This window comes from Bacillus sp. R86525 (assembly GCF_042466195.1).
Taxonomy (GTDB): Bacteria; Bacillota; Bacilli; order Bacillales; family Bacillaceae_G; genus Bacillus_A; species Bacillus_A nitratireducens.
This window is the reverse complement of record NZ_JAXHPX010000007.1, coordinates 4,350,579-4,369,903: the sequence shown is the minus strand read 5'-3', so window position 1 is coordinate 4,369,903 and position 19,325 is coordinate 4,350,579. Positions and strand designations below refer to the sequence as shown.

The 19,325-nt window shown below is 36.1% G+C and carries 20 protein-coding genes; 18 read left to right on the top strand and 2 right to left on the bottom strand.

The genetic code is table 11. The features are described 5' to 3' along the window. The first annotated feature begins 102 nt into the window (after nt 1-102). The 18 genes from SJY24_RS25290 to SJY24_RS25205 all read left to right on the top strand — a co-directional run bounded on the left by SJY24_RS25290 (nt 103) and on the right by SJY24_RS25205 (nt 16,033). Complete coding sequence (locus SJY24_RS25290) at nt 103-630, top strand: DUF2199 domain-containing protein (protein WP_377866609.1); 528 nt, start codon at nt 103-105, stop codon at nt 628-630. A gap of 462 nt (nt 631-1,092) precedes the next feature. Continuing rightward, a complete protein-coding gene (locus SJY24_RS25285; protein WP_377866608.1) occupies nt 1,093-1,635 on the top strand; it encodes an RNA polymerase sigma factor in 543 nt (180 codons plus the stop codon). Continuing rightward, on the top strand, nt 1,632-2,810 hold the full coding sequence (locus tag SJY24_RS25280; protein ID WP_377866607.1) for a DUF4179 domain-containing protein: 1,179 nt from the start codon (nt 1,632-1,634) through the stop codon (nt 2,808-2,810). The genes SJY24_RS25285 and SJY24_RS25280 overlap by 4 nt, the downstream gene beginning before the upstream one ends. A gap of 411 nt (nt 2,811-3,221) precedes the next feature. Then, nucleotides 3,222-4,094, top strand: coding sequence for an alpha/beta fold hydrolase (locus SJY24_RS25275; protein WP_377866606.1), 873 nt, complete (start codon nt 3,222-3,224; stop codon nt 4,092-4,094). 77 nt (nt 4,095-4,171) lie between these two features. Further along, nucleotides 4,172-4,372: a sporulation YhaL family protein gene (locus SJY24_RS25270; RefSeq protein WP_002087191.1), complete on the top strand. Its 201-nt coding sequence runs from the start codon at nt 4,172-4,174 to the stop codon at nt 4,370-4,372. 266 nt (nt 4,373-4,638) lie between these two features. Continuing rightward, nucleotides 4,639-5,439: a DUF2935 domain-containing protein gene (locus SJY24_RS25265; protein WP_377866605.1), complete on the top strand. Its 801-nt coding sequence runs from the start codon at nt 4,639-4,641 to the stop codon at nt 5,437-5,439. 360 nt (nt 5,440-5,799) lie between these two features. Continuing rightward, entirely contained in the window at nt 5,800-6,249 is a 450-nt protein-coding gene (locus SJY24_RS25260; RefSeq protein ID WP_377866604.1) for a helix-turn-helix domain-containing protein, read from the top strand. A gap of 97 nt (nt 6,250-6,346) precedes the next feature. After that, nucleotides 6,347-6,907: a glycerol uptake operon antiterminator GlpP gene (glpP, locus tag SJY24_RS25255; protein WP_000394293.1), complete on the top strand. Its 561-nt coding sequence runs from the start codon at nt 6,347-6,349 to the stop codon at nt 6,905-6,907. A 224-nt stretch (nt 6,908-7,131) separates the two neighbouring features. Next, entirely contained in the window at nt 7,132-7,953 is an 822-nt protein-coding gene (glpF, locus tag SJY24_RS25250) for a glycerol uptake facilitator protein GlpF (protein ID WP_377866603.1), read from the top strand. Between the two features lie 12 nt (nt 7,954-7,965). Then, on the top strand, nt 7,966-9,456 hold the full coding sequence (gene glpK, locus SJY24_RS25245; protein ID WP_377866601.1) for a glycerol kinase GlpK: 1,491 nt from the start codon (nt 7,966-7,968) through the stop codon (nt 9,454-9,456). Between the two features lie 133 nt (nt 9,457-9,589). Next, complete coding sequence (gene glpD / locus SJY24_RS25240; protein WP_000672838.1) at nt 9,590-11,272, top strand: aerobic glycerol-3-phosphate dehydrogenase; 1,683 nt, start codon at nt 9,590-9,592, stop codon at nt 11,270-11,272. Between the two features lie 115 nt (nt 11,273-11,387). Then, a complete protein-coding gene (locus tag SJY24_RS25235) occupies nt 11,388-11,720 on the top strand; it encodes a PadR family transcriptional regulator (RefSeq protein WP_193654607.1) in 333 nt (110 codons plus the stop codon). Further along, a complete protein-coding gene (locus SJY24_RS25230) occupies nt 11,713-12,486 on the top strand; it encodes a VanZ family protein (protein ID WP_377866599.1) in 774 nt (257 codons plus the stop codon). The genes SJY24_RS25235 and SJY24_RS25230 overlap by 8 nt, the downstream gene beginning before the upstream one ends. 525 nt (nt 12,487-13,011) lie before the next feature. Then, complete coding sequence (locus SJY24_RS25225) at nt 13,012-13,347, top strand: nucleotidyltransferase domain-containing protein (RefSeq protein WP_377866598.1); 336 nt, start codon at nt 13,012-13,014, stop codon at nt 13,345-13,347. Continuing rightward, on the top strand, nt 13,331-13,723 hold the full coding sequence (locus SJY24_RS25220) for a HEPN domain-containing protein (protein ID WP_377866597.1): 393 nt from the start codon (nt 13,331-13,333) through the stop codon (nt 13,721-13,723). Before SJY24_RS25225 ends, SJY24_RS25220 begins: the two co-directional genes overlap by 17 nt. Before the next feature lie 100 nt (nt 13,724-13,823). Next, nucleotides 13,824-14,357, top strand: a complete 534-nt coding sequence (locus SJY24_RS25215) for a sigma-70 family RNA polymerase sigma factor (protein WP_000344025.1) — start codon at nt 13,824-13,826, stop codon at nt 14,355-14,357. Between the two features lie 4 nt (nt 14,358-14,361). Then, entirely contained in the window at nt 14,362-14,769 is a 408-nt protein-coding gene (locus SJY24_RS25210; RefSeq protein WP_377866596.1) for a PadR family transcriptional regulator, read from the top strand. Between the two features lie 7 nt (nt 14,770-14,776). After that, the gene (locus SJY24_RS25205; protein ID WP_377866595.1) at nt 14,777-16,033 is read left to right on the top strand and encodes an FtsW/RodA/SpoVE family cell cycle protein; all 1,257 of its coding nucleotides are present in this window, start codon (nt 14,777-14,779) and stop codon (nt 16,031-16,033) included. A 102-nt stretch (nt 16,034-16,135) separates the two neighbouring features. Here the strand turns inward: SJY24_RS25205 and SJY24_RS25200 are convergent, their stop codons facing one another. Together SJY24_RS25200 and helD are read right to left on the bottom strand one after the other, a co-directional pair. Further along, nucleotides 16,136-16,699, bottom strand: coding sequence for a hypothetical protein (locus SJY24_RS25200; RefSeq protein ID WP_377866594.1), 564 nt, complete (start codon nt 16,697-16,699; stop codon nt 16,136-16,138). Between the two features lie 84 nt (nt 16,700-16,783). Beyond that, nucleotides 16,784-19,120 (bottom strand): RNA polymerase recycling motor HelD, encoded by a 2,337-nt coding sequence (helD, locus tag SJY24_RS25195; RefSeq protein ID WP_377866593.1) that lies wholly within the window; start codon nt 19,118-19,120, stop codon nt 16,784-16,786. Between the last annotated feature and the right edge of the window lie 205 nt (nt 19,121-19,325).

Below are 19,325 nucleotides of genomic sequence, written 5' to 3'. Positions count from 1 at the left end.
GAGAGCAAGTAGTTTTAGCTGATAGCTGGAACTGCTTGCTTTTTTTGTTTTCGCTTTATAAGTATTTTGCTAAAATGAATGTAAAACTGATGGAGGAATAGAATGACGAAAATAAGTGGGTATACTTGTAGATGCTGCGGTACATATCATGAAGAAATTCCAACGAGCTATGGATCAGCAGCTCCTTTTTATTATTATGATGCTGAACCTGAAGAGCGAGAAGATAGATTTGAAATGAACGATGATTTATGCGTGATGGATGGAGAACACTTCTTTATGCGAGGGAGTATTGAAATTCCTATCATTGGTACAGATGAACATTTCATATGGGGTGTATGGGTTTCATTAAGTGAAGCGAATTTTGATAAGGTGAATGAATTTTGGGATAAACAACAATTATTAGAGCCAATGTTTGGGTGGCTTTCGACGGATTTACCATATGAGTTGGAAACAGTAAATTTAAAAACGATGGTTCATCCGAGAGCCGATGGCATTCGTCCTTATATTGAACTAGAGCCGACAGACCATCCTCTAGCAGTGGAGTTTAGAGAAGGAATAACGATGGAACGGGTACAAGAAATAGCGGAACAAATTTGTATGAATAACGAGGATGATGAGGAAGAGTGCTGATGTTTGTTCAGCGCTTTTTTTTCATTATGTGAAAATCAAGAGTGGAAACAAAGTGTACGATTTCATAAACTCGTTTTTACGGTTCTAATTCGGCAGTATTCAGGAAATCCATTTTTGATATACACTCTATTGTTTAACTTGAGCCGAGATATAATAAGAATCATGAAGCACTGTACTTAAAGTAACCTTAGTTCGGGTATTTGCTGAGCTAAGGTTATTTTTATCCCGCTTTAATGGGCAGTAAGATCCCCACCTCAAAATTCAGGGAAAGCAAAGAAGTTAGGTGGGTGATCAACTGCCCATAAAAGCCCGATTGGTTCAACTAATAATCAGTGGGGGATGAAGAACCCCCCACTGATTAAAGTTTCACTTTATTTAGAAGTTCTTGCAACCATTTTAAGGTATATACAGTCTAATAGTTATATAAAACATAAATGGTAGATTTCTAAGGGGGAATTTAAAATGGAGCTGCTTATAAAGCGGGCTCAAAAAGGTGATGAGGAAGCCTTTATTGAGGTAATTGATATATTAATGCCACAAATGTATAAAGTGGCAAAAGCACGTTTGAAAAGTGAGGAAGATATAGGAGATGCAATACAGGAAACGATTTTGTCTGCTTTTACAAATTTAAAAACGGTAAAAGAACCAGGTTATTTTAAAACATGGATTACGAAAATATTAATGAATAAATGTAATGATATAGTACGAAAAAATAGGGTTTTATATGTGGATGATTATGGGAAGGTACAGGGAGATCAAGTTGTAAAAGAAAATATTGAACAAAAGCTTGAATTTGACAATATGCTTAGTTATTTAAGTGTGGAGTATCGATTAGTAATCGTACTCTATTATGTAAATAAATTTAAAACAAAAGAAATTGCAGAGATTTTAAATGAAAAAGAAGGAACGATTAAATCAAGACTACATAGAGCAAGGCAACAATTAAAAGAATATTATTTAAAAGAAGAGTGGGAGAATGTAAACAATGGGGGGAATTTAAAATGAATGGTCAATTCGAACATAAATTAGAAGAAGCATTAAATGATGATGTAACAATTCCTACTAGTGTTTTGAAGAAAAAAGAACTTGCTTTTGAAGAAATTAGAAAAAGTAAGAAACAAAAACAAACATCCTCTCATAAAAAAATAGTTGCAGCAATGATAGCGGGGCTAACGATTGTTGGAGCAAGTGTTGGAGTTGGCGTGTATGGTGATTCAGCATTAGCTGTAGTAAAGAAATACTTTTTTACGAAAGATCAGGGAGTTCAAAAAGCGGCAGATAATGGATATATACAAAAAGTAGATGAGAATAATGTGATGAAGGATAATGGTGTTACAATTCAAATTAAAAATGTACTGTATGATAAATCTAAAATAGCAGTTTCTTTACAATTGAAATTTGAAGATAAAAGTCTAATAAGTAAAATGACAGATTTAAGAATGAAGTACGATTTAACAGATGATAAAGGACGATATATAGAGAAGGCGGAATACACAGAAGGGTTAACAAATGAAAATAGTAAGATGTTGGGAGGTAGCGAATGGAGTATTCAGGCAGGTGAAGAAGAGGGAGAAATAACTTATAATTTAATATTCCATCCTATGAATTCAATTGATAACATTGATAGTCTAAACTTTAATATTAGTTCTATATCTTTGTTTGCGCCATTAGAAAATAAAGATGTTTCTTACAGGACAGAAGCAGAAGCTCAATCAAATACTGTAAAAGAAAATATAGAAGTTTGGCATCAGAATGGTATGCAACTTAATGAGGAAATTCAAGGGAAGTGGCAAGGGGGAATAAAATTAGACTCGAAGTTTAAAGGAAATCAAGAGATTCATTTTGTTCCTAAACAACAACCTGAGTCTGTAAAAATAGTGTCTGCAGAAGTACTACCAACAGGGACGAATATCACATTTGAACGTGATTCTTCTGGAGATGATGAAGAAATAAAACGTCAGATAAAAACAATTGATAGTGTAATTCTTATGGATGAAAAAGGGAAAACATATAAGTCAACGTTGAAGGGGTACTCAAGTGCTGGGGATAATGGGAAAACAATTAAAGTGAAAACGTTTGATGTTACTACTTTTGATAATGTGAATCATTTTAAAGTGTTATTAAAAGATGTTGATGGAAAAGATGTTGTAATCGATTTGGCTCGTGAAGAAGAAAAATAAAGTATACGATAAAAAACGCAAACTTCTAATCAAAAGAAGCTTGCGTTTTTTATTAACTAAAAGAAGTAAGGGACACTAAGTATAGTGATAACAAGCCTTCTTTCGGATATCCAATTGTCCGACCAAGTCAAAGGAAGCTAGCACCAAATAGCGCTGAGCAAACAATTTTTGATGGTTCATCTCACACTGATTATTAGCTCACACTAATCGGACTGCCCGTTAACGCAGATAAAATAATTGACTTACTTTTTATATGTAACTATAATAGTTACAAAGTAACCATTAGTAGTGGCAGTGAGTAATATTTTTTCGATATAATTGTAACTGTGTCGGTTACAATTGAAATTAATCATAAAACAACCAAAAAATGTAAAAACTTTAAATAGCAACATGAGAAAGGAGACGGGGATTTTGAAACGGTTTAAGTTTTATATGATTAGCGGTATTGTTCTTGTTTTATTAATAGTATGTAACTTCGTTGATAAGCCGATTGCGAAGGTTGAAGAAGTGAAGGATACTGTTATGATGAAGATAAATACGAAAGAGAGTATGGCGCAGATTGATGGACAGACGATCTATTTTAAGCAAATTGGTGAGGGAAAACCGCCTTTACTTATGCTTCACGGATTCGGTGGTTCTTCAGATGGGTTTAGTGATATTTATCCGGAACTTGCGAGAGATCATACGATTATTGCAGTTGATATTTTAGGATTTGGGCGTTCTTCTAAGCCGATTGATTTTCAGTATTCGTTTCCTGCGCAAGTGAATTTATATTATAAGCTAATGAAGAAGCTCGGATACGATCAGTTTGCGGTACTTGGTCATTCGATGGGGGGAGAGATGTCCCTTAATTTAGCGTATTTATATCCGGACGCGGTTACCCATCTCATTTTAGCGGATTCTACAGGGATTGAATCTTTCCAGCAAAAAGAAAGTTATGAAGTGCCGCCGCTATCGACGGACTTACAAACTGTAACAGAGATTACGGATTATAATAAAAATGAAGTGAAAAATAGTCGTGATGATAAAGAGCATTATGATCAGCTTACGAAAATGAGAGAGCGCCGCATTGCGATGGAAGCAGATAAAATTAAGGTACCGACTTTAATTATTTGGGGACGACACGATAAGAGCGTCTCTTGGAAAAATGGTGAACTGTATCATGAGTTATTTGCAAATAGTACGTTTCATATCATTGAAAAAGGATATCACGCACCGTTTCGTCAAGAGCCAATCGAGTTTATGGAATATGTACAAGCGTTCTTCGCGGAGAATCCACAATAAAAATTTAAGCATAAATCCACTTCTTTCCTCATAGAGTGAAACTAATAAGGCTTGTCTAAGGAAAGGGATGAACGAAAGTGGAAACTTTACCATGGTGGATTTATCTTGTAATCATTGGGATTGTATTGAGTGGCTACATGGTTTTATATACTTCAAAAAAAGAGCAAGAGATGGATAACGATTTTATCGAAAAAGAAGGCGAAGTATATATGAAGCGCTTAGAAGAAGAACGAGAGAAACGTAATCAGGATAGTGATAAAGATTCGGTTTTGCTTTAATAAAAATTTTGAAAGGCTACCAACTAGGAGAACTTTATATCTAGATGGTAGCCTTTTTTCTTTTGAAGGAGCAGTATATGTTCATCAAGATAAGGTTATATTAGTTTAATTTTACATGTATACGATATTCATCATGAACCTTTATTGATGGTATTTATATATATGTTTACTCATAAGAATGGAACTAGCGCAGTATTTACTGGGGGGGATTAAGAAAGCATAGGGATGAAACATCATTACATCCTGATACGGGTGTTACGTCTGTAATGTTTGTTGAGCGTTCATTAAATGAAATTCGTTTTTGGTCTAGAATCATGAAGGAGCATTCTTTTTTTCTTCGCTTAGGGTTTAGATGTGAGGATACTCAACTAATCGAAGAGGCTAATCAATTTTATCGATTGTTTGAACATATCGAACAAATAGCGCATTCCTATACAAATGAAACAGATCCTGAGCAAATAAAAAGATTTAATTCAGAAGTACAACAAGCCGCAACTAATATTTGGGGATTTAAACGGAAAATTTTAGGGTTAATTCTCACATGTAAATTGCCAGGACAAAATAACTTTCCACTGTTAGTTGACCACACAAGTAGGGAAGCTGATTATTTTAGAAAACGTTTAATGGAATTAAATGAGGGTAAATTAGATGCTCTTCCTGATGCTATTATTAAAGAAAATGTTTTCTTTTTAAGGATTATGGCAGACCATGCTAAATTTATTGGTCATCTTCTTGATCCATCGGAAAGAAAGCTTGTAGATACAGCACGGAATTTTAGTAATGATTTTGATGAATTGATGTATCAAGCAATTGACTTAGAATCTATGAAACCACAATCCCAAACAGTCCCTCTTTTAGATCAATTTTTAAATCAAAATCGTGTGTCGGTTACATCTCTTCGGGATTTTAAGAAAACAGCACGTGATTTAATTGAGCAATGTAAAATAAAGAGTATCATTCATCCATTATTAGCAGACCATGTTTTCCGTGAAGCTGATAGATTTCTTGAAATAATTGATATGTTTGATGTTCATCTTACAAATATTCAATCACAATCTAGATATTAGAAGATAAGGAAAGATAATATTTTACTTTCAGCTGAGAAGTTAACAATTTATTGCTAGCTTCTTTTCTTTTGGATGAAAAGGTTTAAAAATGAAACTTTGCGTTATTCTTTCTGGAGAATGATAAGAAGGGGTGACGTATTTTTTTATGCCTAATCTAGTCTTTACTAGTATCCGTTCTTTGTATTATTGTTCGGGAAATTATTATAGAAGAAAAGTATATAAAACCAGCGTGATATAAAGTATGCAATAGTGCCATTACAAGCTGTAACGCACAAGTTGCACAGGTTACGCAACGATAACTAGCTTTACTCTTCATCATTTATTTGACCATACTAGACATAGAGAGGTGATAAACACAGTATGATTTTTAGTGAACGTTTGAAAGAAGAAAGGGAAAAAAGAAATTGGTCGCAAAATGATTTGGCTGAAAAAATTCATGTAAGTAGACAGTCTGTTTCGAAATGGGAAACGGGAAAGAACTATCCGAGCATTGAAATTATTATTCATTTAAGCGATCTGTTCGGTATTACAATTGATGAACTGCTAAGGAGTGATGAAGAGTTGACGCAGAAAGTAATTGAGGATAGTAAGCAATTAGCATATCCAAAATGGAAGGTGTTTTTCGATAGTTTATTTATGATGGGCGTATTTTTGTTTATTGCAAAAATCGCTGTATGGATGTTAAATAAGTTTGCCGGGGCGAGCATTACACTTGTAGCAGATGCACCGTATGTAATGAATTTTTTACCCCTCATATTAATGGTTATAGGTGGTACGGTTTCTGATAAGTTGAAGAAAATATATAGATAAGAGAAAGATTTGTAAGAAATCCCCTACACTAGCTGTTCTTTTCACCCAAATTGTGTACTATAAAGGATAGGATGATATAAAGAAGGGGACATTTAGAATGGAATTTCATGAGCAAAAGATTTTGCCGGCAGTGAGGCAAATTAAAGATTTGGAAAAGCTATTACATAGTTCGTATGAGTATATCGTTATTTTAGATATTCATGTCGGTCAATTGAAGAGTGTTGTGTCACTTGCGAAGCAGCATAATAAAAAAGTATTTTTACATGTTGATTTGATCCATGGGTTACAAAGTGATGGGCATGCGACGGAATTTTTATGCCAAGAATATAAACCGTATGGGTTATTATCGACAAAGGCGAGTGTAATTATGAAGGCGAAGCAAAAAGGTGTTGTCTCAATTCAACGCATCTTTTTAATTGATTCTAGTGCGATGGAAAAGAGCTGTAATTTGCTAGAAAAAACGAAGCCGGATTATATAGAGGTGCTTCCTGGTGCGCTAACGGGTGTGATTGCTGAAGTGAAAGAGCGTACAGGCGTACCGATTTTAGCGGGTGGCTTTATTCGAACTGTCGAGGACGTTGAAAGAGCGTTAAATGCTGGCGCGACAGCAATTACGACATCGAAAAAAGAACTATGGAAACATTACCAAAAAAAGTGACGAAAATGTGAAAAGATTCTGTTGACACCGCTTTCATTAGAGGTTAACATTATAGACAAGTTAATAAACGTGACGGAGAAAAGAAGAGATCCACATTTTATTGTTTCTATATATTATATAGAAGCATGTAAGCTGTGGATCTTTTTCTTTTGAAAAAAACGAATGGCCATTCATTTTACCTCTATCACATTTGAACGCATTTAAATTGATTGTGGAGGGATTTTATGTCAGCATTTTTAGGGGAATTAATAGGGACAGCGTTGTTAATCGTACTTGGGGGCGGCGTTTGTGCTGGTGTAAGTTTAAAGAAATCGTTTGCGAAAGATTCTGGTTGGATTGTAATTACAATGGGTTGGGGTCTAGCGGTTGCTATGGCAGCGTATGCAGTTGGATCAATTAGTGGAGCACATTTGAATCCAGCTTTAACAATAGGACTTGCTTTTAAGGGAGCGTTCCCATGGAGTGATGTACCTATGTATATCGCAGCACAAATGATTGGGGCAATTATCGGGGCAGTTATCGTATATTTACACTACTTACCACATTGGAAAGAAACAGAAGATCCAGGAACAAAGTTAGGTGTATTTGCAACAGGTCCAGCAATTCCGAACACATTTGCAAACCTTTTAAGTGAAATGATTGGAACATTCGTTTTAGTATTTGGTATATTAGCAATTGGAGCAAATAAATTTGCAGAGGGTTTAAATCCATTTATCGTAGGTTTCTTAATTGTAAGTATTGGTTTATCATTAGGTGGAACAACAGGATACGCAATCAACCCGGCTCGTGATTTAGGTCCGCGTATTGCACACTTCTTCCTTCCGATTGCAGGAAAAGGCGGTTCAAATTGGAAGTATGCATGGATTCCAGTAGTTGGTCCAATTTTAGGTGGATCACTTGCAGGATTATTCCATCAAGTTGTATTTGAAGGAAAACAAAATTCAGCACTTATTTATGTAATTATTGCAACTGTGATTGTACTAGCAATCTCTTATATGACAAGTAAAAAAAGTGGAACTACTACAAAAAGTAGAAAAGTAGCATAGGGGGAAACCGATATGAAAAAATATATTCTTTCATTAGACCAAGGAACAACAAGCTCACGCGCAATTCTTTTCAATAAAGAAGGAAAAATCGTTCATTCAGCTCAAAAAGAATTTACACAACATTTTCCAAAGCCAGGCTGGGTAGAGCATAACGCACAAGAAATTTGGGGATCTATTTTAGCAGTTATCGCAACTTGCTTAAGTGAAGCGGATGTAAAACCAGAACAAATCGCTGGTATCGGTATTACGAACCAACGTGAAACAGCGGTTGTATGGGATAAAGCAACTGGAAAACCAATCTATAACGCAATCGTATGGCAATCTCGTCAAACAGTTGAAATTTGTGATGAGTTAAAAGAAAAAGGTTATAGCGAGATGGTTCGCGAAAAAACAGGTCTTTTAATTGATGCATACTTCTCTGGTACGAAAGTAAAATGGATTTTAGATAACGTTGAAGGTGCAAGAGAGAAAGCGGAAAACGGCGAGTTATTATTCGGAACAATTGATACGTGGCTTGTGTGGAAATTGTCTGGCGGTAAAGCGCACGTAACAGACTACTCAAATGCATCACGTACATTAATGTTTAACATTCACGACTTACAGTGGGATGATGAGCTTCTAGACATGTTAACAGTACCAAAGAGCATGCTTCCAGAAGTACGTCAATCATCTGAAATATATGGAGAAACAATTGATTATCACTTCTTCGGTCAAAATGTACCGATTGCAGGTGTAGCTGGTGATCAGCAAGCAGCGTTATTTGGACAAGCTTGTTTCGGTGAAGGTATGGCGAAGAACACGTACGGAACTGGTTGCTTCATGTTAATGAACACAGGTGAAAAAGCAGTAGCTTCTGAGCACGGTCTATTAACAACAATTGCATGGGGTTTAGATGGTAAAGTAAACTACGCATTAGAAGGAAGTATTTTCGTAGCAGGTTCTGCAATTCAGTGGTTACGTGACGGAATGCGCATGTTTAAAGATGCGAGTGAGAGTGAAGTGTACGCATCACGCGTTGCATCAACTGAAGGTGTATACGTTGTACCAGCATTCGTAGGTTTAGGTACACCGTACTGGGATAGTGAAGTACGCGGCGCTATGTTTGGTGTAACGCGCGGTACGACGAAAGAGCATTTCATTCGTGCAACGCTAGAATCTTTAGCATACCAAACGAAAGATGTACTTTGTGCAATGGAAGCAGATTCAGGTATTGAACTAAATACATTACGCGTTGATGGCGGAGCAGTTAAAAATAACTTCTTAATGAAGTTCCAAAGTGATATTTTAGACGTTCCTGTAGAGCGTCCAGTGATCAATGAAACGACAGCTTTAGGTGCAGCATACTTAGCTGGTCTTGCGGTTGGATACTGGAAAAACCAAGATGAAATTAAAGCACAGTGGCATATGGACAAACGCTTTGAACCAACGATGGAAGCGGAAACAAGCGAAGAGCTATATGCTGGATGGAAAAAAGCAATTGAAGCAACAAAAGCTTTCAAATAATCATAAACAGTGTTATAATGATGACAAGTTAATAATTCGGTAGGAGATTTGGAGAGACCACAACACGCTATAGAGGCGAAATCTATAGCGGAGTTCGTGGTCTCTTTTTTCGTTATCAAAGGGAGGAATTACCATGAAATTTTCAAGTAAACAACGTAAAGACGTATTAAACGGAGTAAATAAACAAGAGTTAGATGTGATCGTAATTGGTGGAGGTATTACTGGTTCTGGTATTGCATTAGATGGAGCAACACGCGGGTTATCAACAATTGTGTTTGAAATGCAGGACTTTGCAGCAGGTACATCAAGTCGTTCAACGAAACTTGTACACGGTGGTCTACGTTATTTAAAACAACTTGAAGTGAAAATGGTAGCAGAGGTGGGGAAAGAGCGTGCGATCGTATATGAGAACGGTCCCCATGTAACAACACCAGAGTGGATGTTACTTCCGTTCCATACAGGCGGCACGTTCGGATCATTCAGTACATCAATTGGTCTTCGTGTATACGACTTCTTAGCAGGTGTAAAACGAAGCGAGCGCAGAAAGATGTTTAACCGTGAGGAAACGCTAAACAAAGAGCCTCTTGTAAAACAAGAAGGGTTAAAAGGCGGCGGTTACTACGTAGAATATCGTACAGACGATGCGCGTCTTACAATTGAAGTAATGAAAGAAGCAATTGAACACGGTGCGAAAGCTGTTAACTACGCAAAAGTAGACAGTTTCTTATATAAAGATGGAAAAGTATGCGGTGTACGTGTAATCGATTTACTAGACGGAGAAGTATATGAAGTTTACGGTAAGAAAATTGTAAACGCAGCTGGTCCTTGGGTAGATACACTTCGTGAAAAAGATAACTCTAAAAAAGGGAAAGTACTTCAGTTATCAAAAGGTGTTCACTTAGTAATTGATCAAAAACGTTTCCCGTTAGGGCAAGCAATTTACTTCGATACACCAGATAAACGTATGGTGTTCGCGATTCCTCGCGGCGGAAAAACATACGTAGGTACAACAGATACGTTCTATGATAAAGACGCAGCTGTACCACACATGACAACAGAAGATCGCACATACATCATTAATGCGATTAACTACATGTTCCCAAGCGTGAAAATTACAGAAAAAGATGTGGAGTCAAGCTGGGCTGGTGTACGTCCGTTAATTTATGAAGAAGGTAAGAATGCATCTGAAATTTCTCGTAAAGATGAAATTTGGACTTCTGAATCTGGTTTAATTACAATCGCAGGTGGTAAATTAACAGGATACCGCAAAATGGCTGAAATGGTAGTAGACTACGTAACGAATCTATTACAAAAAGAAGGTCATAGTGCATATCCGAAGAGCGACACGAAACATATGCCAATCTCTGGTGGACATGTAAGTGGTTCACATGGATTCTCAGCATTCGTTACGAAAAAAGCAGGCGAAGGTACGAAATACGGTTTAACGACAGCGCAAGCAGAAGAATTCGCGAAATTCTATGGCTCTAACGTAGACGTACTGTTCGACTTAGCGAAGAAACATAAAGACGAAGCGAAAGAATACAACATGCCGCTTGACGTTCTAATCCCGCTTGTATACGCAATGGATTACGAAATGACAGCAAAACCAGTTGACTTCTTCGTACGCCGCAGAGGCGCTGTATTCTTCAACATCCACTGGGTATATGAGTGGAAAGAAGCAGTAATCAACTACATGGCTGCAAAACTAGGCTGGAGCAAAGAAGAGCAAATGAAATACACTGCAGAACTAGAAAAAGCATTAACAGATGCTGTAATTCCTGTAGATCAACAAGAGCAAGCAGCTGCGTTAGCGTAAAATAGAGAACCACCTGAAGGGGAGCCTTTAGGTGGTTTTTTTTATGGGGTATTATTTCAATTGTGTTGCATAACGACATATGTTGTTATACGATGTATATAAGGAGGTGTTATTGTTGGACAAAGAAATCTTGAAGGGAAGTATAGATATTTTATTACTTTCTATCATTGCAAAACGTGATACATATGGATATGAAATAGCCCAAAGTTTAAAGGATGCAAGTGAAGATTTGTATAGTATGGGGCAGGGAACTTTGTATCCTGCTTTAAAGCGATTAGAAAAAAAGGAGTTTCTTGAATCTTATTGGAATGAATCTGAGAATGGGATGAAAAGGAAATTTTATACTATTACAAGTAAAGGGAAAAAAGAATTGCAGAAGAAAGTGAACTCTTGGGAGCGTGTAACATCATTAATTCAAGCTTGTCAGAAAGGAGTTATTTATGAGTGAATTTGATGAGTATATTCAGTCCATTTTAGCTTATTCAGAACTTAGTAATATTGAACAGGATGAGTTATTTCTAGAAATATATGATCACTTGAACAGCTTGAAAGAAGAATATATGGAACAAGGTATGAATGAAAAAGAAGCGGTGTATAAAGCGATTCAAACTTTTGGAGAATCAAAAGTTATTGGTTTAGGGATTAATCAATCGGTATACGAAGTTCCTAGACCATTAAAGATATTATCAAAAATTTTATGTATTCCTTATATAATGATTTGTTTTATCGTCTTTTTAGGAACAGTTATTTCAACTTCTACATTTGACTCTATTCGTAGTTTGACAGGTGGAACTGTTTATCATCCGATTGAATTTTGGCAGCAATTTTTACATATATCTGATTTAGAAACGTTATTGCAGCTTTTTGGAATAACACTTTGGCAAGTTAAAGATTTTATTGCGCATCCAGGTCCTTGGGGGAACTCAACGTATTGGCTAACTGTTTTACAACATATAATATTGGTAGTTCCATTTGGATTTTTCGTTCCAGTGTTGATCAATAAAGTGACGAACTATAAGAAAGCTTGTAAGTGGTATGCTATGACCTTTTTTGCTTGGGAGATATTGCATTTACTAACTTTGTCTGATGTTTTTGATGTGTGGCGAATTTCTATAAATATGCTCGGTGCATCGATAGGATATCTTTTATTTATAAGCCTGATACAAATGGATAATAAATTTAGGGTTATGCGCAAGAAGATATTTGAAAATTAACTTGCTATCATGTAGTTAAAATTATATAAATTAGTTCGGTGGTAATAGAGTATCACTGAAAACATAGGTATTATGTAGTGAGCCGATTTTTTATACTCGTAATAGGTGTTTATTTATTCATACTGTTATGAAACTGTTGCGTAATCTGTCTTTATTGGCGCCATAAATGATGATAGCGTCGAAATGAAATACACAGCTGAATTAGAAAAAGCGTTAAGCGATGCTGTAATTCCTGTGGATCAACAAGAGCAGGCGGCTGCGTTAGTTTAAAAATAAACCGCGTGAGGGAGAGTCCTCATGCGGTTTTTTGTTTTATTATATTTGTACAGAGTGTACTGAAATTAACTGAGTGTAGATTTTTGTTGCTTAACAGGATATGGATACGAAAGGTATAATAAGTATTATTATATCGTTTGAATAACTTAACAATTGTAGTAGTGTATTAGAGTTGAAATGAATCAATTTATTGATTTGCTTCTACAGCTAGGATTTATTGAGAAGGATTAATTTAAAGAGGTGAATGGAATGGATACTAATGTTCAAAAAGAGTTAAATCAATTAGTAGATAAAATGACTTCCTCTCTTTCTGATGTTAATAAAATTATTTTATTTGGGTCTCATGCTTACGGTATGCCTAATGAGGATAGTGATTTTGATTTGTGTGTAGTGGTTGATGGTATTGGTAAGAGGAAAAGAGAAGCCTTAAAGAAATTGAATTTAAGTATATTCGATGTAATGAAAACACCAGTCGATTTACTTGTTTACGGTTCTGAAGAATTTAATGAGCGTTCTGGTAATCCTGTAACAATGGAATACAAGATTGCTGAAGAAGGTAAGGTATTGTATGAAAAATTTCAGTGAGGCAAATTCATGGTTTGAAATTGCAGATTTAGATCTTAGAGCTTCTAATCATTTATTGTCTTTAATGCCTATTCCTTTTGCAATTATCTGTTATCATTGTCAACAGTGTGCTGAGAAATATCTAAAGGGGTATTTAACGTTTAAAGGAACTCATCCGTCTAAAACGCATAATTCATTGCTGTTAGTAAAGGAATGTGCTGAATTTAATATGGAGTTCAATGATTTAATAGATGATTGTGCAGAGTTAAATAGTTATGCGATTGAAGTCAGATATCCTTATTTTGAAGAACTTAATAAAACAGACGTATCGCAAGCTATAAAAAGTGCGGGGAATATTAAAAGTTTTGTTTTAGAAAAATTAAATAGTAGAGGATGAACAAAACGGTATGGACATTGCCAACCGTTTTGTTTTTTTATGGATTTATAAAACTTTTCCATGGCGTGCGTCGTCTAATATATGGGAAGGAGGAAATGATGTGGATGAATTAACGGTAGAAGCGTTTGAAATAGAAGATAAGGAACTCCTTATCGATGAAATCATGAACAAGTATGGACAAGAAGTCTTACAGCTTGTGTATTCATATGTGAATAATAAAGAAGTCGCTGAGGATGTAACGCAAGATATATTTGTGAAATGTTATAAATCTCTTCATACATACAAAGGGAAGTCGAATGTGAAAACGTGGTTATGGAGAATTGCGATTAATCAATGTAAGGACTACATAAAAAGTTGGTATAACAAAAAGGTTATCGTGACAGAGGATGACTCTGCTTATATGGGGGTTCAAAATGATAGTGTCGAACAAACTGTCATTCAAAATGCGGAGGACCGTGAGCTCGCTTCTGCGGTAATGAATTTACCGATAAAATATCGAGAAGTCATTTATTTATTTTATTATGAAGAATTACCAATTAAAGAGATTGCCATTGTAATAGACGTGAAAGAAAACACGATAAAAACGAGACTGAAAAAAGCGAAGGAGCTTTTGAAGAAAGGATTGGAGGAATAATCAAATGGAAGATCGATTAAAAGGCCTGCGAAAATCAATGGAGAATACAACGTTTAAACATTTGAGTTTTTCTGATCAACATCGAAAGCAGGTGCGTGAAAAAATCAATGCCTCACACGAAAAGGAAGAGGACATCTCTTTAGTGATTTTACAGCTTCTCAGTAATGAAAAAACAGGATACGAATTGTCACAGCTACTACGAGGGAGAGGGATTCGAAAATTCGAAGGAAATGAAGGTTTTTTATATACCGTATTACATCGTCTAGAACAGAATCGTTTTATCCAATCAAGCTGGGATCATGCAGGAGCGAAATATTATCAATTAAATGATAAAGGAAGAAAGATGCTGCGAAAGGCAGAGAAAAATGCTACGAAGGTACAATTTATATTAAAAGGCTTAGTACAGGAGTGAGGCGAAATTGAATAAAAAAGGGGAGCATTTTGTAAGCGAAGTTACGAATCATATTAAATCAAAAGAAGCAAAGAGCTTTGTAGCAACTGAACTAGAGTTTCACTTAAAACAGGCGAAGAACACATGGACAGAAAAAGGATTAAGTGAGGAAGTTGCTGAAAATAAAGCTGTGGAACAAATGGGAAGTCCGATTAAACTAGGGCAAGAACTTAATAAACTGCATAAGCCAAAGGTGGATTGGTTCTTACTTATTTTATTAGTGGCTGCTATGGGGCTAGGGTTTTTACCAATAATCGCTCTTGGGCATACGAACGATTTACTAATGAACAAAGTAATTTCTGTTATTCTCGGCATTGCAACAGCTGTTGGGATCATGCTGCTTGATTATCGGAAGTTAGAGAGGCTCGGGTGGCTGTTTTATACAATCGGTGTACTTATCTTGTTAATGATAAAATGTTTTCCGACTGGTTACGTGATTGGGGAAGCAATAATAAAAATCGGCCCCATCAAAATTGACTGTTTAATGACGATACCATTCTTCTTTCTAGCTTGGGCTTCTTTTTTCAATAATAGTAGGTTAAAGTTTATGCATCTTCTCATGTTGTACGTATTTTCTTTATATCTATTTTCAACTATATCAATTCTTTTACCAATTTTCATCTACATTACGATGGTATTCGTTATGCTTTGGTGGAGTAAGCTAGGAAAGAAAACGGCATGGCTTATTACGATTTTACCAATTTTACCCTTTATTATTAGGGATCTATTTTCCTGGTCTGCCGTAAAAGAATACCGGATAGCTAGAATTTTAGGATTTATAAACCCAGCGCATGATCAATGGGATTTACGTTTACAAGAGGCGATGTCCTCAGCAGGTTGGTTTGGCACATATGGAAATATAAAGTCTATCCCTGCTGCCCATACTGATTTTGTATTCGCGAGTTTGACTTACTATTATGGATATGTGCTTGCGCTAGTTCTTGTCTTGATTCTTTCTCTTTTTGCAGTAAGAATAATGAACATAGCTTATAAAATAAATGATGGTTATGGTAAATTGCTTCTCGTTGGTGGAGTGACTCTGTTTGCAATCCATTTTATTTGTAACGTTGGCATGATCCTCGGGATATTACCACGTGTTTCTATATCATTACCTTTTATTAGTTATGGATTAGTACCAACTCTGTTTCATGCATTTATAATGGGGATTGTGCTGAGTGTGTATCGGCGTAAAGATATGCCGTTTAGAATGAGAAAAACACCTTAATACTTATATAAGTTGTATATAAAAGAATTCATTATTATGATCAAGTACAAACGTAAATAGATAGTAGAAGAGGGTTATGATAAATAACCCTCTTTTCCGTGTTTAAATAAGTGCACTTTCTTTAATAGAAATACATAATTCAGAACGAGAGATTGATTCAGTTAGTTGTTGCAAGTAAGCGTATTCTTCTGCATCTTTTTCAGAAGTGTTAGGATCCAATAAAGGTGAAGATAGAAGTACATCAATCGTAAGTATGTCTGCATCATGAGAAGTAATGTTATAACCTGCAAATACAGGGCGTTTTAAGTCTTTTACTTTTTGAATCATCTTATGGAATTTCGTAACACTTATATGGATTGTAGCTAGTGGGAAGCATTTTTCGCTAGGGTTCTCGATAGTCTTTCTGATTTTATAATCGTATACGTAATAGTACTTTTCTTGTTCTTCTAGTTCTTGCAACTCTTTCGTTAATAAATGGTATTTATCTGTAAGGCCAGTTGTGAGTGCATCGTGTTCTGCGCCAACTAATAATGTGAAAGGTCTTGGTGATGAGATTTCGAGAGGGCGGACGTTTAGGTCGGTAAAAGTAGGATTAGACTGTAAAATGGTATGTAATTTTCCGGTAGGAAACACGCCGTCATAAATAGCAATAAAATAATGGTTCATCTTGTCACTCCTTAGCTTTTTCTAAAATGATATATTCTATTGTAAAGGTGTAAATCCTGCATAAAAAAGAAACACCTTGAATCATCAAGGTGTTTTCGTTATAAGCTCAAAACTCTCCAAATCAGCCCCGAGTATAAAAGGACTAACTTCGCCAACGCTATAAAGTTGCAACTCATGCATTGCGCGCGTACAAGCAGTGTAGAACAATCTACGTAAGCTTTCATCACTGTACACATCTTTAGAAGCATCGTAAATAATAACAGCATCAAATTCGATACCTTTCGCTAAGTAAGCAGGGATCACGACAATGCCTTGTTCATACTCGGCTGAGTTACTCTTCACGAGTTTAATATTCTCGATATGACTAAGTGCTTCGTAGGCAGCGGCGCTTTCAGCTGCAGATTTACATATAATTGCGATCGTATTGTGCTGCTGTTTTTGTAGTTCAGCAACTTTGGCAGTAATATGCTCGTGCAGTTCGCTGTTATTCGATATTTTAGTTACTGTAGGTTTTTCGCCTTCACGTTCAAAGGCGTGAATGTGAAGGCCTTCTGGTACAAGAGCACGTGTAAATTCAATGATCGGTTTTGTTGAGCGATAGCTACGAGTTAAGTTAATGCCGTTCGTTTCATCTGGTCCGTATAAGCTAGTAAGTGTATTGAAATTCACTGCTTCACTCGCATGGGCAAATATCGCTTGGTTAAAGTCTCCGAGTACAGTCATTCTTGCAGCAGGGAAGAGACGTTTTAAAAACTCGAACTGAAATGGCGAATAATCTTGCGCTTCGTCTACGAGTATGTGTTTAATCGATCTGTTCGTTTGGAAGCCTTCAATTAACTCTTTTAAAAGTAAAAATGGAGTCGCATCCTCGTAATATAGCTTTCCTTCATCGAGCATGTTTACTGTTAATGAGCAAATGTCATCCCACTCTTTCGGTTTTTCCCCAGTAACCCATGATGCATCTGTGAAGAGTTGTTTATATATGCCTGTGAAATTGATGAAGCGCAATGTTTGAACGCCTTTACGAAGCGGCTTCAATTTTTTACGGACAATCATACGTCCAAGTACTTTCGTTTCTTTCTCAAAATCATTAAAGGAGTTGTCGTCAAACTCGCCTTTTTTCTGTAAATATTTATAAGCCTTTTGGTATTCATCTTTACTAAGCAGTTCAATTTCTTCTTCTACCCAAGGTTTTTTCAGTTCTGTTTTTTCGATTGCATCTATTTGTTTGTTTAGCCAATCCGTTAACTTTTCAATTCTATTATGGAAGCGGAGGGAGGAATCAGTATTATAAAATTGCTCTGTGATTTCTTTAGCAGAGGCAATCAGTTTTCCTCTAAATTTCATTCCTCTAAATAGCATGCCTGAAGATTCAAGAGATTGTCTATACGCTCTAATCATCTCGAAAAATTGAGTAGATGCTTTAAATCGAATGCTCGCATTTCTCGTTTTATAGGTAGGGCTATTCGTTTCAGTTAACATATATTCCAATTGCTCATAAGGGTCTTCAACGTCAAATGACTTACTTAGTCTATGGTTTAAATATTCCTGGAATGTAACTTGCTGCATATTCTCTTCACCTAGTTCTGGCAATACGTTAGAAACGTAACTGTTGAACATAGAGTTAGGGGAGAAGAGGATGATTTGATCTGCTTTTAACCACTCGCGATATTTATATAGTAAATAGGCAATTCGCTGCAATGCAGCTGACGTTTTACCGCTACCAGCAGCTCCTTGAACGATAAGTAGTCGGCCTTCATCGTGACGGATAATTTCATTTTGCTCGCGCTGAATCGTAGCAACGATACTTTGCATATGTTTGTTTGTACCTTTTCCGAGCGCTTGTTGCAAAATTTCATCGCCAATTGTAAGGCTCGTATCGAACATAGAATCAATTTCGCCATTTTGAATAATGTATTGTAATTTTTTCTCCACATTACCGTGAATTACGCCGCCTGGTGTACTGTATTCAGCCGGTCCTGGTGGATAATCGTAGTACACACTCGAAATAGGTGCGCGCCAGTCATATATAAGAAAGTTTTCTCCGCTTGCATCAGTAAGTGTAGCTACGCCGATATAAATTTTCTCCGCAGCAGATTCTCCTTCTTCTTTGAAATCAATTCGCCCAAAGTAAGGTGCTTTATGCATACGTCTTAATGCGGCAAGTCGATTAAAGGTGTGCTTATGGGTAATTTGTGTGACAGCTAGTGACTGAGCTTGTTGCCTTAAGTTGATAACTGTTTCAAGATAATCGTCAAAAGTATCAGTATTAACTTTAACGTCATCCCAGAAGTGTTTACGAATGTTGATTACTTCTGCCCGGCGTCTGCCAGTTTCGTTTTCCAGTTTATCAATTTGCTCCGTAATCGTTTCTATTACGGTATCTAATCGTTTTTGCTCTAAATCAAGTTTTTTGTTCATACGTAAGCACTCCTTTAAAAGTGAAAAATAGAGGTTGACTGAAGATGTGTTTTGGTGTACAATTAAGATACGGATAAATACATTCTGTTGTTTTTGATGAATGCGTTTCTGTACTAATTTACCATAGTTTTTTAATTTAATCAATGATAATAAGATAAACCTTGGTTCCGTATGCGGTGGAACCGAGGTTTTTTTGTTTTCCTTT